Origin of the sequence: Kitasatospora sp. NPDC057595, from assembly GCF_042800875.1 — a bacterium.
GTDB lineage: Bacteria > Actinomycetota > Actinomycetes > Streptomycetales > Streptomycetaceae > Kitasatospora.
Genome location: NZ_JBHVGL010000004.1, coordinates 352995 through 379933, shown reverse-complemented (window position 1 = coordinate 379933; position 26939 = coordinate 352995). Strand labels below are relative to the sequence as shown.

27 protein-coding genes are annotated in these 26939 nt (G+C 74.8%); 10 read left to right on the top strand and 17 right to left on the bottom strand.

The annotated features are described in order from the left end of the window. Positions 1–22: 22 nt before the first annotated feature. The 5 genes from ACFU9E_RS09990 to ACFU9E_RS09970 all read right to left on the bottom strand — a co-directional run bounded on the left by ACFU9E_RS09990 (position 23) and on the right by ACFU9E_RS09970 (position 5540). Complete coding sequence (locus tag ACFU9E_RS09990; RefSeq protein WP_380684170.1) at positions 23–1357, bottom strand: FAD-dependent oxidoreductase; 1335 nt, start codon at positions 1355–1357, stop codon at positions 23–25. A 139-nt stretch (positions 1358–1496) separates the two neighbouring features. Beyond that, positions 1497–2522, bottom strand: coding sequence for an ABC transporter permease subunit (locus ACFU9E_RS09985; protein WP_380684171.1), 1026 nt, complete (start codon positions 2520–2522; stop codon positions 1497–1499). Further along, a complete protein-coding gene (locus ACFU9E_RS09980) occupies positions 2519–3448 on the bottom strand; it encodes an ABC transporter ATP-binding protein (protein ID WP_380684172.1) in 930 nt (309 codons plus the stop codon). The genes ACFU9E_RS09985 and ACFU9E_RS09980 overlap by 4 nt, the downstream gene beginning before the upstream one ends. Before the next feature lie 18 nt (positions 3449–3466). After that, positions 3467–3907, bottom strand: coding sequence for a GntR family transcriptional regulator (locus ACFU9E_RS09975; protein ID WP_355368697.1), 441 nt, complete (start codon positions 3905–3907; stop codon positions 3467–3469). A 133-nt stretch (positions 3908–4040) separates the two neighbouring features. Further along, positions 4041–5540 carry a DUF2079 domain-containing protein gene (locus ACFU9E_RS09970; RefSeq protein WP_380684173.1) on the bottom strand — a complete coding sequence of 500 codons (1500 nt, stop codon included), beginning with the start codon at positions 5538–5540 and terminating at the stop codon, positions 4041–4043. A gap of 180 nt (positions 5541–5720) precedes the next feature. On the opposite strand from ACFU9E_RS09970, the gene ACFU9E_RS09965 reads away from it, so the two are divergent. Beyond that, positions 5721–6779: a fatty acid desaturase family protein gene (locus tag ACFU9E_RS09965; RefSeq protein WP_380684174.1), complete on the top strand. Its 1059-nt coding sequence runs from the start codon at positions 5721–5723 to the stop codon at positions 6777–6779. A 61-nt stretch (positions 6780–6840) separates the two neighbouring features. On the opposite strand, the gene ACFU9E_RS09960 is transcribed toward ACFU9E_RS09965, so the two are convergent. Beyond that, positions 6841–7353, bottom strand: coding sequence for a GNAT family N-acetyltransferase (locus ACFU9E_RS09960; RefSeq protein WP_380684175.1), 513 nt, complete (start codon positions 7351–7353; stop codon positions 6841–6843). A gap of 88 nt (positions 7354–7441) precedes the next feature. Between ACFU9E_RS09960 and ACFU9E_RS09955 the strand changes: the two genes are divergently transcribed. Then, the gene (locus ACFU9E_RS09955) at positions 7442–8569 is read left to right on the top strand and encodes a hypothetical protein (RefSeq protein WP_380684176.1); all 1128 of its coding nucleotides are present in this window, start codon (positions 7442–7444) and stop codon (positions 8567–8569) included. Positions 8570–8645: 76 nt separating this feature from the next. Here the strand turns inward: ACFU9E_RS09955 and ACFU9E_RS09950 are convergent, their stop codons facing one another. Beyond that, on the bottom strand, positions 8646–9011 hold the full coding sequence (locus ACFU9E_RS09950) for a nuclear transport factor 2 family protein (protein ID WP_380684177.1): 366 nt from the start codon (positions 9009–9011) through the stop codon (positions 8646–8648). 16 nt (positions 9012–9027) lie between these two features. Beyond that, entirely contained in the window at positions 9028–9489 is a 462-nt protein-coding gene (locus tag ACFU9E_RS09945; protein WP_380684178.1) for a hypothetical protein, read from the bottom strand. A gap of 157 nt (positions 9490–9646) precedes the next feature. Here ACFU9E_RS09945 and ACFU9E_RS09940 point away from each other — a divergent pair, with 157 nt between their 5' ends. After that, positions 9647–10021 carry a YciI family protein gene (locus ACFU9E_RS09940; RefSeq protein ID WP_380684179.1) on the top strand — a complete coding sequence of 125 codons (375 nt, stop codon included), beginning with the start codon at positions 9647–9649 and terminating at the stop codon, positions 10019–10021. 104 nt (positions 10022–10125) lie between these two features. Beyond that, positions 10126–11391, top strand: coding sequence for an RNA polymerase sigma factor (locus ACFU9E_RS09935; protein ID WP_380684183.1), 1266 nt, complete (start codon positions 10126–10128; stop codon positions 11389–11391). 44 nt (positions 11392–11435) lie between these two features. Here ACFU9E_RS09935 and ACFU9E_RS09930 read toward each other — a convergent pair whose 3' ends face one another. Next, positions 11436–11951 (bottom strand): MarR family transcriptional regulator, encoded by a 516-nt coding sequence (locus tag ACFU9E_RS09930; RefSeq protein WP_355368711.1) that lies wholly within the window; start codon positions 11949–11951, stop codon positions 11436–11438. 132 nt (positions 11952–12083) lie between these two features. Here ACFU9E_RS09930 and ACFU9E_RS09925 point away from each other — a divergent pair, with 132 nt between their 5' ends. Then, complete coding sequence (locus tag ACFU9E_RS09925; protein ID WP_380684180.1) at positions 12084–12866, top strand: dioxygenase; 783 nt, start codon at positions 12084–12086, stop codon at positions 12864–12866. Positions 12867–12927: 61 nt separating this feature from the next. Here the strand turns inward: ACFU9E_RS09925 and ACFU9E_RS09920 are convergent, their stop codons facing one another. Beyond that, entirely contained in the window at positions 12928–13587 is a 660-nt protein-coding gene (locus ACFU9E_RS09920; protein WP_380684181.1) for an NAD(P)-dependent oxidoreductase, read from the bottom strand. A 124-nt stretch (positions 13588–13711) separates the two neighbouring features. Here ACFU9E_RS09920 and ACFU9E_RS09915 point away from each other — a divergent pair, with 124 nt between their 5' ends. Further along, on the top strand, positions 13712–14302 hold the full coding sequence (locus ACFU9E_RS09915) for a maleylpyruvate isomerase N-terminal domain-containing protein (protein WP_380714886.1): 591 nt from the start codon (positions 13712–13714) through the stop codon (positions 14300–14302). A 9-nt stretch (positions 14303–14311) separates the two neighbouring features. Here the strand turns inward: ACFU9E_RS09915 and ACFU9E_RS09910 are convergent, their stop codons facing one another. The 3 genes from ACFU9E_RS09910 to ACFU9E_RS09900 are packed head-to-tail and all read right to left on the bottom strand — an operon-like array spanning position 14312 to position 15745. Further along, entirely contained in the window at positions 14312–14704 is a 393-nt protein-coding gene (locus tag ACFU9E_RS09910) for a VOC family protein (protein WP_380685046.1), read from the bottom strand. A gap of 40 nt (positions 14705–14744) precedes the next feature. Beyond that, positions 14745–15290 carry a GNAT family N-acetyltransferase gene (locus ACFU9E_RS09905; protein ID WP_380685047.1) on the bottom strand — a complete coding sequence of 182 codons (546 nt, stop codon included), beginning with the start codon at positions 15288–15290 and terminating at the stop codon, positions 14745–14747. Beyond that, positions 15287–15745, bottom strand: a complete 459-nt coding sequence (locus tag ACFU9E_RS09900; protein ID WP_380685048.1) for a group II truncated hemoglobin — start codon at positions 15743–15745, stop codon at positions 15287–15289. The genes ACFU9E_RS09905 and ACFU9E_RS09900 overlap by 4 nt, the downstream gene beginning before the upstream one ends. A 140-nt stretch (positions 15746–15885) precedes the next feature. Between ACFU9E_RS09900 and ACFU9E_RS09895 the strand changes: the two genes are divergently transcribed. From ACFU9E_RS09895 to ACFU9E_RS09885, 3 genes are all read left to right on the top strand, one after another. After that, complete coding sequence (locus ACFU9E_RS09895; RefSeq protein ID WP_380685049.1) at positions 15886–16677, top strand: SDR family NAD(P)-dependent oxidoreductase; 792 nt, start codon at positions 15886–15888, stop codon at positions 16675–16677. A gap of 30 nt (positions 16678–16707) precedes the next feature. Further along, positions 16708–17070 (top strand): MerR family transcriptional regulator, encoded by a 363-nt coding sequence (locus ACFU9E_RS09890; protein ID WP_380685051.1) that lies wholly within the window; start codon positions 16708–16710, stop codon positions 17068–17070. Positions 17071–17149: 79 nt separating this feature from the next. Next, on the top strand, positions 17150–18682 hold the full coding sequence (locus ACFU9E_RS09885) for an AMP-binding protein (RefSeq protein WP_380685052.1): 1533 nt from the start codon (positions 17150–17152) through the stop codon (positions 18680–18682). Between the two features lie 18 nt (positions 18683–18700). Here the strand turns inward: ACFU9E_RS09885 and ACFU9E_RS09880 are convergent, their stop codons facing one another. Then, complete coding sequence (locus ACFU9E_RS09880; RefSeq protein WP_380685053.1) at positions 18701–19486, bottom strand: LuxR C-terminal-related transcriptional regulator; 786 nt, start codon at positions 19484–19486, stop codon at positions 18701–18703. 216 nt (positions 19487–19702) lie between these two features. Between ACFU9E_RS09880 and ACFU9E_RS09875 the strand changes: the two genes are divergently transcribed. After that, entirely contained in the window at positions 19703–20533 is an 831-nt protein-coding gene (locus tag ACFU9E_RS09875) for a TIGR03084 family metal-binding protein (protein ID WP_380685054.1), read from the top strand. A gap of 185 nt (positions 20534–20718) precedes the next feature. Here ACFU9E_RS09875 and ACFU9E_RS09870 read toward each other — a convergent pair whose 3' ends face one another. From ACFU9E_RS09870 to ACFU9E_RS09860, 3 genes are all read right to left on the bottom strand, one after another. Beyond that, complete coding sequence (locus tag ACFU9E_RS09870; protein ID WP_380685055.1) at positions 20719–21144, bottom strand: hypothetical protein; 426 nt, start codon at positions 21142–21144, stop codon at positions 20719–20721. Between the two features lie 484 nt (positions 21145–21628). Continuing rightward, the gene (locus tag ACFU9E_RS09865) at positions 21629–24919 is read right to left on the bottom strand and encodes an error-prone DNA polymerase (RefSeq protein WP_380685056.1); all 3291 of its coding nucleotides are present in this window, start codon (positions 24917–24919) and stop codon (positions 21629–21631) included. Between the two features lie 58 nt (positions 24920–24977). After that, a complete protein-coding gene (locus tag ACFU9E_RS09860; RefSeq protein ID WP_380714884.1) occupies positions 24978–26939 on the bottom strand; it encodes a hypothetical protein in 1962 nt (653 codons plus the stop codon).

Here is a 26939-nt window from a genome sequence, read left to right as displayed (position 1 = left end):
CGCCCGGCGGCGGTTCAGGCGGTCACCCGCCGTCCGCTCGGCCGCCGTCCGCTCGGCCGCCCTGCGGCGGGCCCGCCATGAGGTGCAGGTTCTCGTGGCCGTCGGGGGCGAGCACCCGGTCGTGGTTGAACGCGGAGATCCCGGCCCAGAACGCGCCCCGCTCGAACATCGCCTTCTCGTAGCCGCCGACGGCCGTGTCGAGGGCGTCGGCCGCGTCGACGGCATCGGCGCCCTCCGCGGCGAACCGGCCGAGCACCGGGGCAACCGCGAGGGCGAGTTCGGCCGCGTCCCACATCGCGAGGTTGACGCCCTGGCCCGCGAACGGCGACATCAGGTGCGCCGCGTCCCCGACCAGGGTGACGCCCGGGCGGCGCGGCCAGGTCAGGCCGACCGGCAGCTTCTCCAGCCGCTGGGTGCGCAGGGTGTCGTCGCAGGCCTCCAGCGCGGCGCGGAACTCCGGTGCCCAGTCGGCGAAGTGGCGGGCGACGGCGGCCCGGGTGCGGTCCGGGTCGTGCGCGGCGAGGCCGGTCTCCGTCAGCCAGTCCTCGGGGCACCGGAAGAACGCGTAGATCCGGATCCGGCCGTCGCTGTTGCGCTGGAGGACCAGGCCCTTGTTGTCGTGGAAGGCGAACAGGCTGCCGTGGCCGACCTCGGCGGCCGTGCCCGGGGCGGTGCGATCGGCGTCGGGGATGCCGAGTTCGACCAGGCTGACGCCGGTGTAGTGGGGTTCGGCGGAGGTGAGCAGCGGGCGGACCCGCGAGTGGGCGCCCTCCGCGCCGACGAGCAGGTCGCAGGTCTCCACCGCGCCGTTGGCGAAGTGCAGCCGGTGCCGGCCGGAGCCGAGCGGCTCGGCGCGTTCGAGACGATGGCCCCAGCGGACGGCGGCCGGGTCGAGCGAGTCGAGGAGGAGCTCGCGCAGGTCGCCGCGGTCGATCTCGGGGCGCCCGGGCCGGCCGCCGTCCGCGGCATCGACGGTGTCCGCGGTGTCCGCGCCCGGGGCGGGGCGGCTCGCGAAGGCGGGGTGCGCGGTGCCGTGTTTGTCGACGACCCGGAAGTCCTCGCCCTCCGGCCGGGCCTTCGCCCGGAACTCCTCGGTCAACCGCGCCTCCCGCAGGGCCCGTTGGCCGGTGTCGCCGTGCAGGTCGAGGGTGCCGCCCTGGCCCCGGACGTCCCGGGCGGGCTCGCGCTCGTACACGGTGGCGGCGATGCCGTGGACCCGCAGGATCCGGGCAAGGGTGAGGCCGGCGGGCCCGGCGCCGATGACGGCGATCCGCGGGGTGCCCGCCGCTCCATCCGCCGTGCCGTCCCGCGTGCCGCCCTGCGCGCTGTCCGTGGGGTCGGTCGTGGCTTCGGTCATGCTGCGCCGTGCTCCTTCCGCGCCTTCAGGGGCTCCCGTCACGGCGGACAACACGCCCGGCCGTGCAACCGTCCCAGTCTGGTCGGCCGGGCACGCGGACAGTAGACCGGAATCGGACGGCGAGCGGCCGCCGGTCCGGTCAGACCCCGGCCCGGGTGAGCCGGCGGAACACGGTGGTCACCACGAGGGCGGTGAGGACCAGCAGCAGAACGGTCTCGACGAGCTGTATCGGGACGAAGTGCGACACCGGGTGGTACCGCCCCCAGGAGGTCGGCGCGGCTGCACAGACCTCGGACGAGATCGCGCATTCGGCGTTCGTCAGCCTGGTGCCGTCCGCGAGCACCACCCCGTGCTCCACCAGCCAGGCGTTGGCCGGCTGGGCGAAGCCGCCCAGCCGGTTGTTGTACCCCTGCTCCTCCTCGACCAGGGGCCAGAAGAACGGCCGTACCGCGAGCATCACCGCATGGGCGAGCACCACCGCCGCACCGCTCACCAGCACCGCGATGACGGTGCGCCGCACCAGTTGGCCGACCAGCACCCCCAGCGCCGTACCGAACAGCGCCCAGGCGACCGGGACCGTGCCGAGCACGGGATAGGTGAACCCCTGGAACGGCGGGTCGAAGTTCCACGTCCCCCTCACCATGTCCGACCGCCACACCCAGGTGGTGAGCGCCGACAGCACGGCGGACAGCAGCAGCACGACGGCGCCCGGGACGGCGAGCCGGGCCGCCAGCCAGCGGTGCGGGGTGACGGACTGCGCCAGCACCACCCGCAGGGTGCCGCTCTCGTACTCCTGGGCGAGCAGGGGCCCGCCGAGGAACATGCCGAGCAGGACCGGGACGGCGGTGACGGCGGGCTGCACGATGTTCATGAACATCCAGCTCAGCATCCCGATCCGCCCGCTCTGCACCTGACACGTGAGGTCCCACACCCCCGTTTCGAGGCAGCCGATCCGGCGCATGGTCTCGACCCGGTCCTGGATGAGGGCGTGCATGGCGATCAGGACGAGCGCGGCGAGGAGCGCCGGGATGACCATCGTCCGCACCGCCACCCGGCTCTGCCGCCAGGCCAGCCAGAGCACGCCGCCCGGTCCGCGGGAGGCGCCCCGGGAGGGACCGGCGGGGCGGACCTCGGCGGACGGGCCGGTCAGGGTGCTGGTGCTCATGCGACGGCCTCGCGATCGGGGGCGGTGACGGCAGTGGGGAGCGGGGTGCGGAGGTAGGCCAGCAGCAGTTCCTCCAGGCTCGGCCGGGTCGACTCCCACGGCCCGTCGACCGGTTCACCGGTGTGCAGCAGCGCGGTGACCTGGCGGCCCCGGACCCGCCGTTCCACCGCGGTACCGGCGGGCAGGGCGGCCCCGTCGGCGACGCCGGTGAGCAGCTGGTGGCCGTCCAGGATCTCCTCCAGGTCGCCGGCCAACCGGATCCGGCCCGCCTGGACCAGCAGCAAGTGGTCGATGACGCCGTCGAGTTCGGGAAGGATGTGCGAGGAGACGAGGATGGTGGTGCCGCGTTCGGCGGCCTCGGCCATCAGCACGCCCATCAGCTCGTGGCGGGCGAGCGGATCGAGGTCGGACATCGGCTCGTCGAGCAGCAGCAGTTCGGCACGCTTACCGAGGGCGAGCGCGAGCGCGACCCGGGTGCGCTGGCCGCCGGAGAGCGCGCCGATGCGCGCACGGCCCGGCAGCTCCCCCATGTCGATGACCCGTTGAGCGGTCTCCTCGTCCCACCCGGGGTTGAGTTCGCGCCCTATGCGCAGGGTCTCCGCCACCGTGAAGGAGGGGTAGAGCGGCTTCTCCTGGGTGACGTAGGCGACCCGGGCGCGCGACTCCGGGGTGCTCAACGCCTCGCCGAACACCCGCAGTTCGCCCTCGGTCGGCTCGATCAGCCGGGCCGCCAGGGTCAGCAGGGTGCTCTTGCCCGCCCCGTTCGCCCCGACCACGCCGCAGATCCGGCCGGCCGGGACGGTGAAGGTGCAGTCGTGCAGCGCCCACAGGTCGCGCCGGTACCGCTTGCCCAGCCCCACCGCCTCGACGGCCGGCCGGTCCTCGGCCGGTGCCGCGCCCTCCGGTACGGATGTCGTGTCCGTCATGCGGTCCCCCCGCCCTCCCTAGTCCGTTGCGGCCGGACCCTCCGGCCCGGTCGACCCGTGCGGCGCCGCCGGGACGCCCGTCTCGAAGCGCTGCTCCAGTACGGAGGCCATCAGCGCGGCGATGTCCTCGCGGTCGAGTCCGGCCGCGCGGGCCTCGTCGACCCACCCCACCAGCCCGGCCCGCAGCGGCCCGTCGGCGGCCGCCCCGGGCCGGGCGAGCGACCGGCGGACGAAGGTGCCGAGCCCCGGCCGGGGCTCGACCAGCCCCTCGCGCTCCAGTTCGCGGTAGGCCTTCAGTACGGTGTTCGGGTTGATCGCGGTCTGCTCGACCACCTCCCGCGCGGTCGGCAGCTTGTCCCCGGGCTGGAGCACACCGAGCCGCAGCGCCTGCTTGGTCTGCTGCACGATCTGCTGGTAGGTGGAGACGCCGCTACGCCGCTCGATGCGGTATTCGATCACACCCGCATCACCCTTTCACTAGTTTATTAGTGGAATCGTGGCAAACCGCAAGGTCGTGGTCAAGTCGAAGCGGGGGTCCCCGGACCTTCCGATCCGCCCCGGCCGCTCTGGCCGCCCTGGCCGCCCTGGCCGGCTACGGGCGACGCAGCAGTCGCAGATCGCCGTCGGCCACGACCGGCCGGTAGCCGAACGATTCGTACCGGCCGAGCATCCGGCGGGTGTCCTCGATCGCGCAGGGGGCGTGCACGCTCGGGTCGGCCAGGTCGACGGCCACCCACTGCGGACCGTCCGACAGGTCGTCGGCCAACGACGGCACCGGCTCTCGGCAGACCAGGCCGACCGTGGTGCGCCCGGCCAGTTGCGCGGCGAGGCGGTTGGACGCGGCGACGGTGGCGCCGTCGGGTATCCGGGCGAGCAGCGCCCTGGTCGCCGCGAGGCGGGGCGAGGTGGCCCAGGCCCCGGGGGCGGCGAGCTCGTGCAGCGGGTAGACCGGGAGCGTCACGACGGCGACCAGCACGGCGACGGCCAGCGCCCGCCGGGCCCGGCGAACGGCGGCACCGCCCGGCGCGACGGGAGCGGGCGGCCCGTCCGAGGGGGCAGGACCGGAAGCGCCGGGCCGGCGGGCGAAGGCGCCGGTCCGCTCCAGGGCGTCCACCAGGGCCGCGATCAGCAGCGGCATCAGCACCGCGCTGTAGTGGTAGCCCACGCCCCAGTAGTGCGGGTTGTCGGCGATCAGCCGCCACCCCACGGTCGGCACGCAGAGCAGCGCCAGCGGCGACCGCAGCCCGAGGAACCCGGCGGTCGCGGCGGCCAGCCCGAGCAGCAGCCACTTCAGCGGCGGCCAGACCAGCCGGCCCGCCAGTTCCCACGGCGCGCCGACGGCCTTCCCGGCCCCCAGCTGCCCCCAGTAGGCGAAGTCGCCGCCGGGGTTGAACGACGGCAGCACCACCAGCATGGTCAGCGCCGTCGCGCCGAGTCCGAAGAGCGCCGCCCCGAAGCCCAGCGCCCGGATCCCGCCGCCCCGCGGGGCCCGCCGGAAGACCAGCACGCCGACGGCGGCCACGGTCAGCCCGAGGTCCTCCTTCACCAGCACCAGCGGCAGCGCCCAGAGCACCGCCGCGACCAACCGCCCCCGCCCGAGCGCGGTGGCCGCGAAGGCCAGCAGCGGCACGGCGAACGCGATCTCGTGGAAGTCGTCGGCGACTGCCTCGACGATCCCCCAGGACAGCCCGATCAGGCAGCCGACGGTGCCCGCGAGGCGCGGGCCGCCGACCTCGTGGGCCCACCGGCTGAGCGGCACCACGGCCAGTGCCATCAGCACCGCCTGGGCGAGCAGCAGGGTCACGGCATCGGGGAACGCCCGGTAGAGCGGGGCGAGGGTGACCAGCACCGGGTGGAAGTGGTCCCCGAGCAGGTGGTAGCCGGGGCCCTTGAGCAGCACGACCGGTGCCCGGCCGTCCGCGTAGGCGCGCACCGCCTGCTCGAAGATCCCCAGGTCGTAGGCCTGGGTCAGGACGCGCCGGTGCCGGTTGACGGCGACGCAGGAGTAGAGCACCGCGAACAGCGCGGCCAGCCCCCAGGACAGGACCCAGGGCCGACGGAGGCGGCGGAGCACCCCGCGGAGCAACCACATGAACAAACCACCCTTTCACTATTTGATTAGTGGAAGGGTGGTGGAACCCCCGCGCCGACGTCAACCCCGGGCGCGCCGCACCAGGGGGGTGGCCCACCCCGGGAAGGGGGGTTAACTCCCCCCTCGGGAAGGGGGTTTCTCCGGTTCCGGGACGGCGACCGGGCCACCAGACTTCCTGCCATGAGCCCAGAGTCCACGACCCTTCCGCCCCCGGCCCCGGCCGCACCCCCGCGCCGCGTCCCGGACGGCAGCGACTTCGCCCAGCTCACCCGCCGGATAGCCGAGGAGGGGCTGCTCGACCGCCGCCCCGGCTACTACGCGGTCCGCTTCGGCGTCACGCTGGCCGCGTTCGTGGGCGGCTGGTACGCCCTGTTCGCCCTGGGCGACACCTGGAAGCAGCTCGTTCTGGCCGCCGCGATGGCCGTCATCTTCGGTCAACTCGGCCTGCTGGCCCACGATCTGGCGCACCGCCAGGTCATCGGAGGACGTCGCGGGAGCGAGTTCGGCGGGCGGATCGTCGCCAACCTGCTGATGGGCATGAGCTACGGCTGGTGGATGAACAAGCACACCCGCCACCACGCCAACCCCAACCACGAGGGCCGGGACCCGGACGTCGCGCCCGACATCGTGGTGTGGTCGCAGGACCAGGCCCGGCAGTCACGCGGGGTCGCCCGGTTCATCGGCAGGCGACTGGCCTTCCTGTTCGTCCCGCTGCTCCTGCTGGAGGGCCTCAACCTCAGCTACAACAGCTTCCGGGCGCTGCGCGCCCCGTACCTGAAGCGCCCCGGGCTGGAGGGCGGCCTGCTCGTCCTGCACTTCGCGGCCTACTTCGGGGCCGTCTTCACCGCCCTGCCGGCCGGGAAGGCGGTCGCCTTCCTCGCCGTCCACCAGGCCCTGCTCGGCGTCTACCTGGGCTGCGTCTTCGCGCCGAACCACAAGGGCATGCTGATGGTGACGCCGGAGATGCGGCTGGACTTCCTCCGCCGCCAGGTGCTGACCTCGCGCAACGTCCGCGGCAACCCCGTCCTCGACACGCTGATGGGCGGCCTCAACTACCAGGTGGAGCACCACCTCTTCCCCAGCATGCCGACCCCGGCGCTCCCGCGTGCCGCCCGGATCACCCGCCGGTTCTGCGCGGAGAAGGGCATCCCGTACCACGAGACCGGGCTGCTCCGCTCCTACCGCGAGATCTTCGCCCACCTCCACCGCACCGGCGAGCCGCTGCGCGCGGACCACTGAGCGGCCCCGGCCGGGCGCGCCCGGCCGAACGGCCCCGACCGAGCGTCTCGGCCGCCGCCGCTCAGAGGAGTTCCTCGGCGAGCAGGTCCATCAGGAGGTTGTCGTGCCAGCCGCCGTCGGCGTCGCGCTCGTACCGGCGCATCACGCCCACCGGGCGGAAGCCGACCTTCTCGTAGCAGCGGATCGCTGGCAGGTTGTCGACCGCCGGGTCGATGACCAGCCGGTGGAAGCGATGGTGGCCGACCAGGTGGCGGGCCAGGGTGCGCACGGCGTCGGTGCCGTAGCCGCGGCCGTGGCAGGCCGGGTCGAGGTAGATGTCCAGACCGGCGTGGCGGTACTCGTCGTCGTCGTTGGCGTACCACTGGACGGCGCCGACGAGCCGGCCCTCGGCCTCGATGGCGAAGGTCTCGGTGTCGGACTCGGCGAGATCGGTGGTGACGGCGTCGGTGAGGTCCTCGCCACCGCGCCAGCGGACGTAGACCTCGGGGGTGCGGCGGATCGCGACCAGGGCCGGGATGTCCCCGGCGACCGCCGGGCGGAGCGTGACGTGCGTGCCGTGCAGAATCGTCCCCATACGCGCGGATGCTTCCATGAGACGCCGCATTCGGCGAACCGTTTTCGGTTTTGCACGCACCACCTCCCACCGGGGATGATTCGCCGTCGTGATACGTCTGCTGATCCTCGTCATCTTCCTGGTGGGCTACGTCGTCTACCGGATCGTCCGCCGCAAGCGCCATCTGAAGTGGGCCCGGGACGGCTTCGACCCGGCGGCGTACGGCATGCCGCCGCGCGAGCGGCTGGACCCGACCCGGTCCGGACCGCCCGCCCCGCTGGAGCGGCGGAAGCGCTCGCAGGCGATCGCCGACGCGGCCTGGGCCGGGGACTGGCGCCCGGCGGCCGCCCACGTCGCCGAGGCGGGCGACAACTGGGACGAGCGGTGGGAGCGGCTGGGCCTGCTGGCCGCGATCGCCGGCGACGGGGACGGCTGGCTGGGCGCCTGGCGCTCCGCCGAGCCCGGCAACTGCGACGCCGCCACCCTGGAGGCGAAGCTGATGGTGCACCGCGCCTGGGAGGTGCGCGGCTCCGGCTACCGCGGCGAGGTCGGCGACGACGCGATCAACGCCTTCCGCGAGCTGCTGCCGGCCGCGATCGAGGCGGCCCGCCGGGCGGCCCTGCTGGACCCGGCGAACCCGGGTCCGTGGGTGGTGATCGTGACAGCGGCACGCGGGGCGCAGTTCACCCCGGAGCGGTTCCAGGAGGCCTGGGACGAGCTGATGAAGCGCGCCTGGTACCACTACGACGGCCACTGGCAGGCCATGCAGTACTGGTGCGAGAAGTGGTTCGGCTCCGACAAGCAGATGCTGGCCTTCGCGGAGCGTGCCATGGACGCGGCCCCGCCCGGGAGCCCGCTGGGCGGGATCTACCTGCACGCCCTCGCGGAGCTGGAGGAGCGGCGCAGCATCGCCGGCACGATCACGGCGGACAAGACCAAGTGGCGCATCGAGAACCTCGCCGCCCAGCTCCGGCAGGTCCGGCCGGACGACGAGCGGCTGCCGCAGCTGCGGCACCTGCTGGCGCACTTCGCCGGCGAGGCGGACGCCTACGGGGTCGCGCTGGAGCAGTTCCGGGCGATCGGGCCGTGGTGCGGCGCGCGGCCGTGGAGCGAGCAGGAGGATCCGGTGGCGGCCTTCGACCTGGCCCGCGCGCTGGCGGTGAAGCGGGCCAAGGCGGAGCCGCTGGCGGCCGAGCTGCGGCCGGCGAAGAACTCCGGGGCGGGGCAGGGGCGGTAGGCCCCGCAGGTTCCCGTGGCGGTACGGGGAGGGGTGCGTTCCGCGCACCCCTCCCGTGCCGTGCGACGACCCCGCGTCAGCTCTCCGGCCCGTACGCCCCGAAGCCGCGGCAGACCAGGCCGTCCCGGAAGGTCAGCGCCTCCGCGACGGCCACGCCGCGCTCGTTGCGGTAGTCGAGCACGATCGTGTCGACCGAGACCCGCACCGAGTCCAGGGTGAAGTGCAGGTCGGGCAGCAGCGCCAGGGCCTTGCTCCAGTACGCCCGCAGCGCGTCCTTGCCGCGCACCTCCCCCGACGGGTCCCCGAGGAAGCTGACGACCCGGGGCGAGACGAAGACGACGTCGTCGGTGTAGTGCGCGAGGACGCCCTCCAGGTCGCGGGCGTTCCACACCGCCACCCACTCCTCGGCGAACCGCTGCGCGAAAGCGTGATCGATGGTCATGCCCCCATCCTCCCCGCTACGGAGTGGACTCGGGGAGGGAACCGGTGGAGCGGAGCGGCGAGAGGACGAACGGCAGGTGCTCGGGCTCGCAGGCGATCAGGACGGTGGCGTCGCCGTCGCGGCACTCGACGAGGTGCCAGGAGCGCAGGACCTCACGCGGGTCGCCCGAGCGGCGGGGGCGGACGGCCACCGTCTCCAGGACGTCCACCGGGAGCGGCCCGCCGGGCAGGTCCGGCGCGTCCTGCGCGTGGGTCCGGGTCAGTCGCAGGCCGGTGGGGGTGGCGTGCAGGAAGGCGCCGGCCGGGTCGCAGTAGGGCAGCTTGCCGATCACCCGGGCCTCGAACCGCACCGGGTGGCCGAAGTGGAACGACGTGTGCATCCGGTCGAGCTCGGCGCGCTCGCGACGATCGCGCCGCCGGGAGAACAGCGAGTCGGTCACGACATCCGGCAGGAGTTCGAGCAGGAGTTCACCGATCATGCGGGTATTCGATCATGAAACCACGGAGCCGGTGACCGGCCGGGAGGAGGCCCGGAAGAATTTCCGGGCCGGCTGTCGAAACGGCCGCCGCCCGTTCGACGCAGGGGTGAGAGGCGGGGAGAGGCCCCGCCCGCACACCGACGAGGAGTGAGCCACCATGCCGCGTTTCCTGTCACTGATCCGCATCGACGAGCAGCAGGCCTCCGAATTCCGCTCCGACCCCGGCTTCGAGCAGCGGATGGGCGCCCTGTTCGAGGAGATCACCAAGGCCGGGGTGATGCTGGACACCGCCGGGCTGCTGCCCACCAAGGAGGGCACCCGGCTGCTCTGGGACGGCGGGAAGGTGAGCTGCACCGACGGCCCGTTCACCGAGACCAAGGAGGTCGTGGGCGGCTACGCGCTCATGCAGTGCAAGGACAAGGCCGAGGCGATCGAGTGGACCCGGCGCTTCCTGGAGACGCACCCGGCGCACTGGCACGTCGGCGCCGAGCTGCGCCAGCTCGACGAGGGCACCACGCCGCCGGAGGCGTGACCGACGGGGCGGTGGTTTGCCGCGGTGGGCGGCGGCTGCTCTGATGGGTGATCGTGACGGAGCGCAACGCGGGAACGGCCGAGCCGGCGCGGACGGCGGGGGCGGTGGAGGCGGCCAGGACGGTCGAGACCGTCTTCAGGATCGAGTCCGCGCGGATCATCGCGGGGGTCACCCGGATCGTGCGCGACGTCGGCATCGCCGAGGAGCTGGCGCAGGACGCGCTGGTCGCCGCGCTGGAGCAGTGGCCCGAGTCGGGCGTCCCGGACCGTCCGGGCGCCTGGCTCATGGCCACCGCCAAGCACCGCGCGATCGACCTGGTCCGCCGCCGGGAGACCTACGCGCGCAAGCTCGCCGAGGTCGGGCGGGCGCTGGAGGACGTCCCGCCGCCCGAGCCGTCCGGGCCGGACGACATCGACGACGACCTGCTGCGGCTGATCTTCACCGTCTGCCACCCGGTGCTGTCGGCGCCGGCCCGGATCGCGCTCACCCTGCGGCTGCTCGGCGGGCTGACCACGGCCGAGATCGCCCGGGCGTTCCTCAGCACCGAGCCGACCGTGGCCCAGCGGATCGTGCGCGCCAAGCGGACGCTGGCGCAGGCCGGGATACCGTTCGAGGTCCCGTACGGGGACGAGCGGGCGGCCCGGCTCTCCTCCGTGCTGGAGGTCGTCTACCTGATCTTCAACGAGGGCTACTCGGCGACCGCCGGGGACGACCTGCTGCGGCCCGCGCTCTGCGAGGACGCGCTGCGGCTGGCCCGGCTGCTGGCCGCGCTGATGCCCGCGGAGCCGGAGGCGCACGGGCTGGCGGCGCTGCTGGAGTTCCAGGCCTCCCGGACGGCCACCCGCACCGGGCCGGGCGGTGAGCCGGTGCTGCTCGCCGACCAGAACCGCGCCCGCTGGGACCGGCTGCTGATCCGGCGCGGGCTCACCGCCCTGGGGCGGGCGGGCGGCGGGCCGTACTCCGTGCAGGCCGCGATCGCCGCCTGCCATGCCCGGGCCGCGCGCTACGAGGACACCGACTGGGCGACCATCGCCGCGCTCTACGGCCGGCTGATGGCGCTGACGCCGTCCCCGGTGGTGGAGCTGAACCGGGCGGTGGCACTGTCGATGTCCGAGGGACCGGCTGTGGCGCTGGAGGTGGTGGACGCGCTGGCGGCCGAGCCGGCGCTGCACGCGTACCACCTGCTGCCCAGCGTCCGGGGCGACCTGTTGGCGCGGCTGGGGCGGGGCGCCGAGGCGCGGGCGGAGTTCGAGCGGGCGGCGGGGCTCACCCGCAACGTCCGGGAGCGGGAGCTGCTGCTCGCCAAGGCGGCGGAGGCGGCCGAGGCGGCAGCAGCCCGAGCGGACGAGGGTGGAGGGTTCGAGGGCTGAGGATTACCGAGGGTTGCCGAGGGTAGCCGAGGGTTTCCGGGGGTTCAGAGGGCGTCGTCGAGCCGCAGCCGGGCGCTGACCTGGCCGAGGCCGTCGGCGAGCACGGCCAGCTGCTCCCGGGTGAGCACGTCGATGAGCAGTTCGCGGACCAGGGCGACATGGCCGGGGGCGGCCTCGCGCAGCATCTCGCTCCCCTGCTCGGTGAGCTCGGCGAAGACGCCGCGCACATCGCTGGGACAGGAGCGGCGGCCGACCAGACCCATCTTCTCCAGCTGGGTGACCTGGTAGGTCAGCCCGCTCTTGGAGGTGACCAGGATGTCCGCCAGCTCGGTCATGCGCAGCGAGCCGGCCGGGGCGGCGGAGAGGTGGACGAGGATCTCGTACTGGGTGTGGGAGAGGCCCGATTCCTCCTTGAGCTGGCGTTCCAGGCGACGGTTGAGCAGGTTGCTCGCGGTGACGAAGCTCCGCCAGGCGGCCATCTCCTCCTCGTCGAGCCACCGGGGCTCGTACGGGGAGGCGGCGGAGGGGGGCGCCGAAGGTGCGGACGAGGTGGAGGGCATGGGGTGATCGTACTCCTATTGTTCAAATTCGAACGAAGGTGTACGGTCTAAAACGTCGGGTTCAAATTTGAACTACCAGCCCGTATCCAGCCGCTGAGCACCACCCCCGAGGGTCAGAGGAGAACAGTCGCCATGAGCACCGCCGCCCCCGAGCGCATGCCCGCCCTCTACCTGTCGCACGGCGCGCCGCCGCTCGCCGACGACCCGATCTGGCCCGGTGAGCTGGCCGCCTGGTCCGCCGGCCTGCCGCGCCCCAAGGCGATCCTGATGGTCTCCGCGCACTGGGAGGAGGCCCCGCTCGCGCTCGGCGCCGTCACCACCGTGCCGCTGGTCTACGACTTCTGGGGCTTCCCCGAGCACTACTACCGCGTCCAGTACGCCGCCCCCGGCGCACCGGAGCTCGCCGAGCGCGTGCGCAAGCTGCTGCGCGCCCCCGGGACGCCCGTCCAGGACATCCCCGACCGGGGCCTCGACCACGGCGCGTACGTCCCGCTGGTGGAGATGTTCCCGGAGGCGGACATCCCGGTCCTCCAGGTCTCCATGCCGACCCTGGACCCGCAGCGGCTGCTGGAGATCGGCCGCCGGCTCGCCCCGCTGCGCGACGAGGGCGTGCTGATCGTCGGCAGCGGCTTCTTCACCCACAACCTGCGGGCGCTCAGCCGCGACGGCCGGGTCACCTCGGTGATGGCCGAGTTCGACGACTGGGGCCGGCGCGCGCTGGAGGCCCAGGACCTCGACGCGCTGCTCGACTTCGAGCAGAAGGCCCCGGCCGGGCGGCTCGCCCACCCGCGCACCGAGCACTTCGCCCCGCTGTTCGTCACGCTCGGCGCGGCGGAGGACGAACTGGCGGGCCAGCGCACGGTGATCGACGGGTTCTGGATGGGCCTGGCGAAGCGCTCGATCCAGCTCGGCTGACGGCCCGGCCGGCGCGGTCGGCCGGCGCGGTTGGCCGGCGCGGTCGGCCTGGTCGCGCCGGTCAGAGGGCGCAGCAGGTGAAGCGCTCGCCGATGTGCTCGGGCTGCTCGATCTCGTCGACCAGCGCCACCGCGTAGTCCGGCACCGAGATCCGGCTCTCCCCCGCCGCGTCGGTGAGCAGCTGCTCCAGCGCGGTGCGGTAGCCGCCGGTACGCTCCCCCGGGCCGATCTGCGCGGCCGGGCTGAGCACCGTCCAGCGCACGTCCGCGACCGTCCGGTAGTACTCCAGCGCGTCGCCGTGCGCGTGCATGATCTCCAGCACCGCCTCCGGCAGGCCAGGGGTGTCCCAGACCCGGGTGCCGGGCGCGGTCTCCAGGCTGCCCGCGCCGCCGACCGAGATCAGCCTGGGCGCCTCGCCGCCGAGCCGGCGAAGCCCCTCGACCAGCGTCCGGGCGGCCGGCTCGATCAGCGCCCGGTGGCCCGGGCCGTCGCCGCCGCCGACCGCGCTGACCAGGGCGTCCTGCCCGGCCGCGACCCGGGCCACGTCCGCCGGGTCCAGCACGTCGCCGCGCTCGACGGACACCTCCGCCGGGTAGCGCGCGGCGTCGAAGCGGGACGGGGTGCGGACGACCGCCGTCACCCGGTGGCCGCGCGCGGCGGCCTCCGCGACGACGGCGCTGCCGATGGTGCCGTTGGCGCCGAACACGGCGATGCTGGCCATGGGGGTACCTACCTGTTCTCCGGGGCGGCGGGAGGGCGGCCGGGTGGGGATCCGGAGCCAGCAGTAGCACCCGGGGCGGGCGGCACCCTGGCGGACACGCGGGAACGGGTGAGACGGTGGGCCGATGACTGATCGTCCGTTGAACGGTGATGACGTCCGGGCGGCGCTCGGCGAGCTGACGGCCGTCCTGGGGCCCGCCGCCGAGGCCGGCGGCGCCCGCTGGGAGGCACCCGCCGGACTGCTGGAGTGGAGTTGCTGGGAGACCGCCGCCCACATCGCGCACGACCTGCTCGCCTACGCCGGCCAGCTCGCCGCCCGGCCCGCCGACCGCTACCTGCCGCTGGACCTGACGGTGCGCCCGGAGGCCGGTCCGGCCGAGGTGCTGACCGTGGTCACGGCCTGCGCGCAGCTGCTGGCCACCGCCCTGGACGCGGCCCCGCCCACCCTGCGGGCGTACCACCACGGGCCGTGCGACCCGGCCGGCTTCGCCGCGATGGGCGTCACCGAGACCCTGGTGCACACCCATGACATCGCCCTCGGGCTCGGCCTGGACTGGCGGCCCCCGGAGCGGCTCGCCACGGCCGTGCTGGCCCGGCTCTTCCCCGACGCGCCCGCCGGGGATCCGGTGGAGGTGCTGCTCTGGTGCACCGGCCGCGGTGAGCTCGACGGCCGCCCGCGCCGGACCTCCTGGAGCTGGCGGGCGGCCGTCGAGTAGATCCTGGGGTCAGCCGGTCGTGGCCTCGGTGGCGATCCGCTCGGCGGCGCTGCGCTCGACGCAGAACTCGTTTCCCTCGATGTCGGTGAGGGTCGCCCAGCCCTTGCCGTCCGGGGTGCGGTGGTCCTCGAACAGCGTCGCACCCAGGGCGAGGAGGCGCTCCACCTCCTCGTCCCGGGTGCGGTCCTGCGGCTGGACGTCCAGGTGGACGCGGTTCTTGACGGACTTGCCGTCGGGCACCCGGATGAAGAGCAGCGAGGCGCCGGCCGACTCGACCACGGCCTCCGGGTCACCGGGGTTGTCGTCCTCGGCCAGGGTGCCGTCCAGCACCTGCGCCCAGAACAGGGCCAGGGTGTAGGGGTCGGCGCAGTCGATCGTCACATGTCGCACAAGAGAAGCCATGGCGGCCACTCTGACGGCGATCGGCGCCCCGGTCCACCGGTTATCCGGCGGCCCCGGCGGGCCGGCTGTGCCAGTGGCCGTCGAGCGGGTACTGCGGCGGGGCGGCCGGTACGAGCGCCTCGAGCGGGTAGCCGGCCTTCTCGGCGACCCGGCAGGACGCGGCGTTGTCCCCCTCGTGGAAGAGGTCCAGCCGGACCAGCCCGTCGGCGGCGAAGGTCTCCCACGCCCAGCCGGTGAGCGCCGCCAGCGCGCGCGGGGCCACGCCCCGGCCGCGCGCGGCGGCGGCCGTCCAGTAGCCCACCTCGGATCCGGCGCTGCCCGGCGCACCGCGCTTGAGCACGACGTTGGCGACCAGCACGCCCCGTTCCAGGACGGCGAAGGAGTAGCGACTGCCCTCGGCGCGGCCGCGGTCCTGGGTCTCCAGCCAGCCGGCGGCCTCGTCGAGGTCGGTCACCTGGTTGCGGATGTAGCGGCGCAGCGTCGGGTCGCGGTGGATGTCGAGCAGGGCGGGCGCGTCCTGCGGCAGGAAGGGGCGCAGCGACAGCCCCTCGGCGCGCGGTGCGGCGACGGCGGGCACGGTCGTCACTTCAGGCCCTCCCAGCCCCAGCGCGGGGTGGGTCCCGGTTCGCCGAGGTCGGTGCCGACCGGGGAGGCGGAGACGTCCTCGGCGATCCTGGTGCCCCAGTCGAAGTACTCCAGGACGCGGCGGCGCAACAGCTCGTCCTCGGGCAGCTCCGCGTTCACCGCCTCGGCCATCAGCTCCATCCAGCGCAGCCGCTGCTCCTCGGTGATGGCGAGGCCGAGGTGGGCGCGGAGCAGTTCCCGGTGGCCGCCGAGGTCGGTGGTGAAGCGGTCCGGGCCGCCGAACACCTCGGCCAGCCAGACGGCGACGTGCTCGATGTGGGTGGGCGTGAACCGGGCGAAGACCGGCGCGAGCAGCGGATCGGCGAGCACGCCCCGGTAGAAGGTGTTGCTCAGCCTCCGCAGGGCGTCCAGCCCCCCGATCGCGTCGTACAGGCTGTCGGGACGTTGGTCGGTCATCGGTGCGCCTCTCCCCCGTGGACGGATCTCCTGCCGCCCTTCCTAGCAGCGGAACGCCGACGGACCAACCGGAGGAGACCCCTCCGCTCCGGGACCGCGCTTGACCTTGACGCCGGCGGCAGGGTTGGAGGGTTGCGGGCATGAACGAGACGACGCGGGTGGACGAGCCGGTGACCGGGGCAGGGGAACAGGGGCTGCGGGTGGTGGTGGTCACCGGAGCGGGGACGGGGATCGGGCGGGCCACGGCACGGGCCTTCGCCGGACAGGGGGCCCGGGTGGTGGCCGTCGGACGCCGGGCGGAGCCGCTGGCGGAGACGGCGGAGCGGGCGCCGGGGCTGATCGTGCCGACAGTCGCCGACATCACGGCACCGGACGGGCCGGAGACGGTCGTCCGGGCGGCACTGGAGCGGTTCGGCCGGCTGGACGTCCTGGTCAACAACGCGGGGATCGCCCCGCACGCGACGCTCGGCGGCTACACCCGGGAGGGCGTCGGCGCGCTGCTGGCCACCAATCTGACGGCTCCCGTCCTGCTCGCCCAGGCGGCGCTGCCCGCGCTCACCGCGAGCCGGGGCGTGATCGTCAACGTCAGCACCGCCGTCGGACAGCGCGGCTGGCCGACGAATTCGGCCTACGCCGCGAGCAAGGCCGCGGTGGACTCGCTGACCCGCAGCTGGGCGGTGGAGCTGGCACCGCTCGGCATCCGGGTCGTGGCGGTGGCCCCGGGCGCGATCGAGACGCCGATCGCCATGCATGCCGGGATCGGCCCCGAACACCGGGCGGCGCTGCGGGCGTGGCAGCTGGCGCACACCCCGCTCGGCCGGATCGGCGAGGCGGCCGAGGTGGCCTGGGCCATCACCCGACTGGCCTCGCCGCAGGCCTCCTTCGTGACCGGCGTAGTCTTGCCGGTGGACGGGGGCGCGGTGGTCGGCTGAGCGCCGCCACGGAGCGAGGGGGGCCGGCGGGTGCGGATCGGCGAACTGGCGCGGGCCACGGGGACGACCGCCCGGGCGCTGCGGCACTACGAGCAGGCCGGACTGATCGGTTCCGGGCGCGCGCCCAACGGGTACCGGGTGTACGGCGAGGCCGCGGTGGTGCGGGTGCGCAACATCCGCGCGCTGCTGGAGGCCGGGTTCACCCTGGAGGACGTCCGCCCGTTCCTGGGGTGCCTGGACCGCGAGACGCTGGGGCCGCCGTCGGCCGGCGCGCTGCGGATCGCCCGGGAGCGGCTGGCGGTGCTGGAGCGCCGGATCGCCGCCCAGACCGAGACCCGGGACCGGCTGGCGGCGGCGATCGGCGCGGCGGAGGCCGCCGCCTCCCGGGCCTGAGGCCGGCCGCGGGACCCGGACGGGTGACACCCCCGATCGGGGGTGTGCAGGGGGCGGTGGGCGGAGGACAGTGGGCCCCATGCAGATTCCACTCTCCGTGATGGACTTCCTCGACCGGGCCGAGCTGGTCTACGGCGACCGGGTCGGCATCGTCGACGAGCCGGTGCAACCCGCCGAACCCTGGACGGATCTGACGTACCATCGGATCGCCGGGCTGGCGCGGGCGCAGGCGGCCGGTCTCGACCGGCTCGGCGTCGGCCCCGGCGAGCGGGTGGCGATCGTGTCGCACAACTCGGCGCGCCTGCTGACCTCGCTGTTCGGCGTGAGCGGGCACGGCCGGGTGCTGGTTCCGGTGAACTTCCGCCTCAAGGCGGAGGAGGTGTCGTACATCGTCGAGCAGAGCGGCGCCTCGGTGCTGCTGGTCGACCCGGAGCTGGCCGAGCCGCTGGCCGGGGTGGTCGCCAAGCACAAGTTCGTGATCGGGGCGGACAGCGACGCGCTGCTGTACGACTTCGGGAACGCGCCGCGCCGCTACGCGATCGACGAGAACGACACCGCGACCATCAACTACACCAGCGGAACCACCGCCCGCCCCAAGGGCGTTCAGCTCACCCACCGCAACGTCTGGCTGAACGCGACGCTGATGGCCCTGCACTTCGGGGCGAGCGACCGGGACGTCTACCTGCACACCCTGCCGATGTTCCACGCCAACGGCTGGGGCCTGCCGTTCTCGCTCACCGGGCTGGGCGCGCAGCACGTGGTGCTGCGGAAGGTGGACGGCGCCGAGATCCTGCGCCGGGTCGAGCGGCACGGGGTGACCTTCCTGTGCGGCGCGCCGGCGGTGGTGCAGATGGTGCTGGACGCGGCGGCCGAGTGGGACGGCCCGGTGCCCGGCCGGGACCGGGTGCGGATGGTGGTGGCCGGCGCGCCGCCGCCGACCTCGGTGGTGCAGCGGATGGAGTCCGAGCTCGGCTGGGAGTTCATGCAGATCTACGGCCTGACCGAGACCTCCCCGGTGGTGACGGTCAACCGCACCCGTGCCGAGTGGGACGAACTGCCCGCCGAGCGACGGGCGGAGAAGCTGGTGCAGGCGGGCGCCCCGGCGATCGGCAACCAGGTGCGGGTGGACGAGCAGGGCGAGGTGCTGGTGCGCTCCAACGTCGTGCTGGACGGCTACTGGCAGCAGCCGGAGGCCACCGCGGAGGCGCTGCGGGACGGCTGGTTCCACACCGGCGACGGCGGCGTGCTGGAGGACGGCTACCTGACCATCTCGGACCGCAAGAAGGACGTCATCATCAGCGGCGGGGAGAACGTCTCCTCGATCGAGGTGGAGGACTGCCTGTACGACCACCCGGCGGTGGCCGAGGTCGCGGTGATCGGCGTGCCGGACGCCAAGTGGGGCGAGACGGTCAAGGCGCTGGTGGTGCTGAAGCCGGGTGCGGAGCTCACCGAGGCCGATCTCATCGCGCACTGCAAGCAGCGGCTGGCCGGCTACAAGTCGCCCACCTCGGTGGAGTTCCGGGACGCGCTGCCGCGCACCACCACCGGGAAGCTGCAGAAGTTCCGGCTCCGCGAGCCCTACTGGTCGGGGCGGGAGCGGAAGGTCAACTGACCGTCACAGGCCGGGGGTTCAGTCGAGCAGGCCGGACTCCCGGGCGGTGACGGCGAGTTCGGTGCGGTTGCGGACGCCGAGCTTGTGCATGGCGCTCTTCAGGTAGCCGGTCACCGTGTTGCAGGTGAGGCCGAGCTGGGCGGCGATCTCCGGGTTGGTCCGGCCGGTCGCCGCCCAGCGGAGCACTTCGTGCTCGCGCCGGGTGAGCGGGGCGAGCGGGGCGCACCGGGGTCTTCGCGCACCGGCGGGGCCCACCGCGGGCACCCCCGTCCCACGCCAGGCGTCGGCCCCGGCCAGGGCCCGGGTGGCGGCCTCGGCGAGCCTGGCCACGGCGGCGATCCGGACGTCCCCGAACGGGACCACCGCGCGCAGCGAGGCGTACACCACGCCGTGCACCGTGCCGCCGTGCAGCAGCGGCACGGTGAGCATCGCGTAGAGGTCCTCGGCGATGACCGCGGCGTCGTAGTGGTGCGAGATGGTGGTGTCGGCGCGGTAGTCGGGCGCCCAGCTGGGTGCCCGTTCGGCCAGCGCCCGGCCGCCGAGACCGGTGCCGGCCGGCACCGGGAGGTCGTGCAGCAGCTCGGCCCGGGTGCCGGCCCAGTGCCGCAGCACCATGCCCTCGCCCCCGGCCGCCGCCACACCCGGCTCGGGCACGCCGACCAGGCCGACGTCGGCGCCGCAGTCGGCGACCACCCGGCGGGCGAGGTCGCCGAGCACGGCGTCCCTGACCAGTTCGGCGGCCCGGTCGGCGAGGTCGTCCGGGGCCTCGGCGCTGCTCTTCGACGCGGTCGGGGCGGTCGTCATCGCGCGATTGTCACACGCGGTCGCGGCGCTGGGGAGGGGGCGCGAACGGGTTCGGTGTGCGTGTCCCGGGGAGTTGTGCGGAGTTCCGGGTGGAGGCGCACGCGGCGGCGTAGGGTGCGGGCGCGAGGTTACCGGCGGGTCACCATCGCGGACCATTGCGGACCGCCGGGGTTTCCGATGTTTCCCAGGTTTCCGAGCATGACGAAGGGGAGTTCCATGGTGGATCCCAAGGTTCCCGAGGGCTCGTCCGTGCTGGCCGGCCTGCTGGCCGACCTGCGGACCGAGAGCGGGGTGCTGGACGGGCTCGTCGCCGGGCTGGAGCCGGACGGCTGGGCCCTGGACACGCCCGCGCCGGGGTGGACGGTGGCGCACCAGATCGCCCACCTGGCCTGGACGGACGACTGGTCGGAGCTGGCCGCCCGCGATCCGGAGGCCTTCGTCACGGAGTCCCGCCGGGTGTTCGGCGGGCTGGTGGCGGCCGGCGCCGACCCGGTGGAGGACGGCGCGGCGCGCGGGGCGGCCGAGGAGCCGGGCAAGCTGCTGGCCCGCTGGCGGGCCGGCCGGGAGCGGCTCGCGGACGCGCTGGCGGCGGCGCCGGCCGACGCCCGGCTGCCCTGGCTCGGCCCGCCGATGAAGGCCGCGTCGATGGCCACCGCGCGGCTGATGGAGACCTGGGCGCACGGGCAGGACGTGGCGGACGCGCTCGGCGCCGTCCGGGAGCCGACCGCGCGGCTGCGGCACGTCGCGCACCTGGGGGTGCGGACCCTGGGGTTCGCGTTCACGGTGCACGGGCTGCCCGCTCCGCAGGCCCCGGTGCGGGTGGAGCTGACCGCCCCGGACGGCGGGTCGTGGACGTGGGGGCCGGCCGACGCGGCGGACCGGGTGATCGGCCCGGCCCTGGACTTCTGCCTGTTGGTCACCCGGCGCCGGCACCGGGACGACCTCGGGCTGACCGCCGTCGGCGAGGTGGCGACGGCCTGGCTGCCGATCGCCCAGGCCTTCGCGGGCCCGCCCGGGACGGGCCGGGAGGCTGGGTCGTCGCGGTAGGCGAGGCCCTCGCACCAGGTGTGCCGACCACGGAGGCCGGTTCCCCGTCGGCAACCTCCGTGGCCGGTACGCCGGTCACCGGGTCGGCCGCGCACCGGACCGCGGACGGGGGCCGGGGCACGGCTTCGTCCCTGCGGTGGCGGCATGAACGCCGGCCCGGACGGGTGGACCGACCGGGCGGCGGCTCAGCAGACGGCCGGCACCGTGACCGTCGCGCTCGCCACCGGCTGGCCCGTCCTGGTGGTGATGAAGCTCGCGATGATGCCCACGCCGCACGGGACGGTGCTCACGATCGGACCGACCGTGATGCCCCGGGACCCCACGACGGCGCCGAGGCTCTCGCGGTCCAGGCTGTGGCCGGCCGTGGTGCCGAGATCCAGTACGAACGAGGCCATCTGCGGGGGGCCGCCGGCCGATCCCACCCAGCCGGTGGCGGACGCGACGCGGCCGTCGAGCGTCAGGCACACCTGGGTCCCGATGCCGTAGCCGCAGGTGGTCGTCGACGAGATCGTGGCGGTGCCCGAGGGACGGGCGGTGGCCTGGGTGGCGCCCGCGACGCCGAGCCCGGACAGCGCGGCACCGACCGCGAGGAACGCAACGAAACGCTTCATCGGAGTTCTCTCCTTCGAGGACAGGAGGTGCTGGGAGTTTGTGCCATGTCACGCTTCACATGGCAGATGCTTCCACGCACTCCGGCCGGCATTCCCGACCGGGCCGAAATCCCTTCAGGCATACCGGAATTGGCCCATCAATGGCGTGAATCCGCACTGCGAGCGGCAGGATTCCAGGACGATCCGGCGGCTCGACCGATTCGGCCTACTATTCGTCAAATAGTCCAGGTTGTACGGCAAACCACACGTTTCAGCGATATACAGGGTTCGTCGGCACATGATGGACTTCGGACTCCGGCGCGGCGCAGGCACCCCCCACGACTGCGCCGCGCCGGCCACTTCCCGCCGTCGCGCAGGAGCAGCAGCCCGCGGCCCCGCTCCAGGGCGCCCGCCGTCGGGCATCGCGCCATTACGGCGGCTTCGCCATATCTCGTGGCCCGCAAGGGGTTTGGGAGGCCAAAAAGGCGGCGGCCGGGCCACCCCGTCACAGCCCGATCCGCAGCGGGGTCAGCCGGGTGGCGACCAGGTTGGTGGCACCCCGGTCCCGTTCGACGTGCCCGTGGACCAGCAGCCCGGCCCGGTCCAGGGCGGTGCGGCGCTGGGACTCCCAGACCGGCCGGCCGCAGATCACGTTGATCAGGCCGGTCTCGTCCTCCAGGCTGAGGAAGAGCACCCCGCCCGCCGTCGGCGGCCGCTGCCGGTGGGTGACCAGGCCGCCGACCACCACCGCCGTCCCCGGCGGCACGTCCGGGAGTTCGGCGGCCGAGAGCGCGCCGCCGCGCTCCAGGTGGGCGCGCAGGTGCTGGAGCGGGTGGCTGGTCGCGGACGTCCCGGTGGCCCAGAGGTCGGCGATGGTCTCCTCGACCGGGGTCATCGCGGGCAGCTCCGGCGCCTCGGTGCCGGGCGTGGTGCCCGGGATGAGGTCCGCCGAGACGCCCGCGAACGCGCCCGCCGCCCAGAGCGCCTGCCGCCGGCCGAGCCCGAAGCAGCCGAACGCGCCCGCCGCGGCCAGCGCCTCCAGGCCCGCCGCGGGCAGTCCGGTGCGGCGGGCGAAGTCCTCCAGGTCCGCGTACGGCTGCCCGGCCGCGATGGCCTCGGCCTGCGCGGTGCCGATGCCGCGCACGGTGTCCAGGCCGAGCCGGATCGCGGGCTGCGGCTTGCCCGCGGTCAGCGGCGGCCTGGGCGTCGGCCCCCGGTATGGCTCCAGGGTGGGCCCGGCGCCGCTGGCGTTGACGTCCACCCCGCGCACCCGCACGCCGTGCCGCCGGGCGTCCGAGATCAGGCTGAGCGGCGAGTAGAAGCCCATCGGCTGGTTGGCCAGCAGGGCGCAGGTGAAGGCCGCCGGGTAGTGGTACTTGAGCCAGGCGCTGGCGTACACCAGGTAGGCGAAGCTGATCGCGTGGCTCTCCGGGAAGCCGTAGTTGGAGAAGGCCTCGATCTTGGTGTAGACGTCCTGCGCCACCTCCTCCGGGATGCCGCGCTCGGCCATGCCGCCGAGCAGTCGATCGCGCAGCCGGGCGACCCGCTCGTGCGAGCGCTTGGCACCCATCGCCTGGCGCAGCCGGTCCGCCTCGGCGGGGGTGAACCCGGCGCAGTCGATGGCGAGTTGCATCATCTGCTCCTGGAACAGCGGCACCCCGAGGGTCTTGCCGAGGGCGTTCTCCATCAGCGGGTGCGGGCAGCCGGCCGGCTCCACCCCGGCGCGGCGGCGCAGGTACGGGTGGACGGAGCCGCCCTGGATCGGGCCGGGCCGGATCAGCGCGACCTCGACAACCAGGTCGTAGAAGTGGTCCGGCTTGAGCCGGGGCAGGGTGGCCATCTGGGCCCGCGACTCGACCTGGAAGACGCCGACGGTGTCGGCCCGCCGCAGCATCGTGTACACACCCGCGTCGTCGTCCGGGATGGTCGCCAGGTCGTAGCGCTCACCGTGGTGCCGGGCGACCAGGTCGCAGGTGTCGTGCAGCGCGGCGAGCATGCCGAGGCCGAGCAGGTCGATCTTGACCAGTCCGGCGCCGGCCACCGACTCCTTGTCCCACTGCAGCACGGAGCGCCCCGGCATCCGGGCCCACTCGGCCGGGCAGATCCCGGCGATCGGCTCCCGGGTGAGCACCATGCCGCCCGAGTGGATGCCCAGGTGGCGCGGCAGGCCGTGGAGTTGTCCGGCGAGCGCGAGCACGTCGGCCGGGACGACGGCGTCCGCGCCGGGCGGCGAGCGGAAGTCCGCCTGCCGGCTGAACGCGTCCACCTGTCCCTGCGGGTAACCGAGCACCCGGGCGGCGTCGCGCAGGGCCAGCCGGGGCCGGTAGGTGATCACATTGGCGACCTGGGCGGCGTGCTCGCGCCCGTACCGGCGGTAGACGTACTGGATGACCTCCTCGCGGCGGCGGTTCTCGATGTCCAGGTCGATGTCCGGCGGCCCGTCGCGGGCGGTGGAGAGGAAGCGTTCGAAGAGCAGCTTGTAGTGCACCGGGTCGACGGCGGTGATCCCGAGCGCGAAGCAGACCGCGGAGTTGGCCGCCGAACCGCGGCCCTGGCACCAGATGGACTCCCGGCGGCAGAAGTCGACGATGTCGTGGACGATCAGGAAGTAGCCGGCCAGGTCGAGTTCCTCGATGACGTCCAGCTCGCGGGCGAGCTGGCGGCGGGCCGGGCCATTGCCGGGCCCGAACCGGGCCGGGCCGCCCTGGGCGACCAGTTCGCGCAGATGGCTGATCTCGGTGTGGCCGGGCGGGACGGGGTAGCCGGGCAGCTCCGGATCCAGGGTGGCGAAGTCGAAGGCGCAGGCGCGGGCGAGGTCCACGGTGGCCTCGCGGACGCCCGGGAAGCGGGCCAGCCGGGCCGCCATCTCGCGGCCGGAGCGCAGGTGGGCGGTGCCGGAGGCGCTGATCCAGCCCGCCGCCTCGGCGAGGGTGCGGCGGTCGTGCAGGGCGGCCAGGCTCTGGGCGAGGCGGCCCTCGGCGGGGCTCGCGTGGTGGGTGTTGGTGGAGGCGACGGTGGTCAGGCGCAGCCGGGCGGCGAGCGCGGCGAGGGCGTCGTTGCGCAGGTCGTCGCCGGGAAGCCACTGGTCGATCAGCTCCACATGGACGTTCTCGCGGCCGAACGCCTCGGTGAGGGTGTGGAGTTGGTGCTCGGGGTCGGCGGCGGGGGCGCCCGGGCCGGAGCCTCCGTCGGCGGCGGCCAGGGCGGCGGACACCCGGCCGAGGCGGCAGCCGGTGAGCACCGCCCAGTGGCCGCCGTGCGCGCCGGCGAGGGCCTCGAAGTCGTAGACCGGGTTCCCCTTGGCGCCACCCGCGAGTTGGGCCGCGCCGATGACGGCGGAGAGGCGGCGGTAGCCCTCCGGGTCGCGGGCCAGTACCAGCAGGTGCTCGACGCCTCGCCGCTCATGACGGAGTGTCAGTTCGGCTCCGAAGACGGTGGACACGCCCGTGCCGCGGGCCGCCTCGGCGAACCGGACCGCGCCGTAGAGGCCGTCGTGGTCGGTGAGCGCCAGGGCCTCGACGCCCAGCCTGGCGGCCTCGGCGACCAGCGCCTCGGGGTCGCTGGCACCGTCGAGGAAGCTGAAGGCGGAGTGGACGTGCAGTTCCGCCCAGGGCGGTCCGGCGGGCCGCTGCCCGGTGGGGCGTCCGGCCGGCCCGTCCGGCCCGTCGCCGGCTCCCGGGCGCAGTGGGACGACGACGTCGCCGCCGTCGCCGCCACTGCCACTGCCGCTGCCGCTGCCGGACAGGCGCCGGTGCAGTTCGCTCCAGGGGAGGGAGGGATGACTGGTGAATCCCATCGGGGTGGTGCCTTCGGTCTCTCGCTGGTCTCCTACCCCCCTCGGGTCGTACCGGCCGTCAGTCGTACCCGGCCTCCACGAACCAGGCGCCCCCCTCCACCGTGAGCAGCAGCGCCCGCCCGTCCGCCACCGTCACCTGGAACCGGGCCCGGCGACGGGCGCGCGCCTGGTCCCACCAGTACTCGACCGCCGGCCAGGGACCGGTCCAGCCGTCCACCGCCAGCTCCCGCCCGCGCACCGCCACGGTGGACGGCCGGGCCGACACCCCCGCCCGGCCGTCCACCGTCACCGGCCGCCCGTCCGCGTCCAGCACCGCCGCCGGCACCGGGACGCGGTGCACCACGGCCGGCCAGACGTCCCGCAGCCCGCCGACCCGCCCCGGCCAGGGCGCGTCGGCGGGCGCCACCGGGTCGTACGGCTCGCCCCACGGCACCCTGACCACCTGGTCCTCCGGCCCCCGGCCGCCGGCCGGCTCGATCCGGCGCAGCCCGGCGTGCCCGAGCACCGCCTGCACCCGGGCCACGGCGCGCTCCACCCGGTCGTCCGCCACCGCCTGTCCCCAGAGGGCGAGCTGACGGCCCTGGTCGGGGGTGAGGTCGTCGGGGACGAGGCGCAGTGCGGTGAACCCGCCCGGCTCGGGGGCGTGCGGTCCCCCGGCTTCGCCGCCCCGGCCGAAGGTGCCGGTGCCCTGCCAGGCCTGGAGCTGCCAGCGGACGCGTTCGGCGAGCGCCGCCGCCGAGAGCCGGCCCTCGTGCCGCCAGAGCCGCGCGACCGTCCGGCCGTCGGCGCACTCCACCTCGACGGCGACCCGCTGGCAGGTCAGCCCCGCCCCGGCGAGCCGCTGGTGCAGCCGCTCGGCCAGGGTGCGGGCGACGAACACCAGCGGTTCGGCGAGCGGCTCGGGCGGGTCGAAGCGCTGCTCGACGGAGAGGTCCGGCCCCTCGGTGCGCGGCACCAGCGGGCGCGGCTGGAGACCCCGGGCCAGCCGGTGCGCCACCGCGCCGGCCGGGCCGAAGCGGTCGGCCACCGACTCGGCGGGCAGCGCGGCGAACGCCCCGACCGTGGGCAGGCCCAGCCGGTCCAGCAGTTCGGCCAGCTCGGCATCGCCGAGCGCGGCCACCGGGTAGGGCGCGAGGAACTCCGCCGTCCGCCCGGCGGGGACCAGCACCCCGGCGCGGGCGGCGAGCACGGCGGCGAACAGGCCGTCGGCCACGCCGACCCGGCCCGGCGGCGGCGGCGCGGCGGCCGGGGAGGCGGCCCCGGGGCCGGGGGCCGGCGGGTAGGCGGGCGGGCGGGCGAAGCCGCCCCGGGCGCCGTCCCGGGCGGCGGGCGCGGCGGCGAGCAGCTCGTCCACCCCGGCGGTGCGGCGCCGGGCGGCGGGCCGTTCGGCGTCGGCGGGGTGCAGCGGGACGACCGCGGCCAGGCCGGCGCCACTCCCGGTCCCGTTCCCGGTGCTCTCCGCGTCGCTCTCGGCGTTCCCGTCGCCGTCATGGCTCCGGGCCCGCTCCGCGTCCGTCGGGTGCGTCGGGTGCGCCTGAGCGGCGTCGGCCGCGGCCTCGGCCGACGCCGCCAGGGCGGCCGTGACCGCCCCCTGGACCTTCGCCGCCAGGGCCTCCTCCCCGCCGAAGTAGCGGGCCGGCCCCTTCACCGGGATCGCGCACAGCCCCGGACGCAGCACCTCCACCCGGGGGGTGAACGCCTCCACCGCCGCGACCACCGGCTCGAACCGCCGGACCTCCGCCTCCGGGTCGCGGTCGCGCAGCTCCAGCGCCGGGCAGAGCCGCTGGGCCAGCTTGAGCCGCTGCCCCTGCCGCACCCCGGCCGCCCGGGCCGCCGTCGAGCAGGCCAGCACCCGGCCGCCCTCGACCACCGCCACCGGGACGTCCCGCTCCTCACCCTCCCGCCCCTCCACCGGGCGTTCGACGGCCACCACCGGCCAGTCCGGACACCACACCACCAGCACCCGGGGGGTGACCGCGCCACCCGTCCCGGTGAACCCGGCAACCTCGCCGCCGGTCAT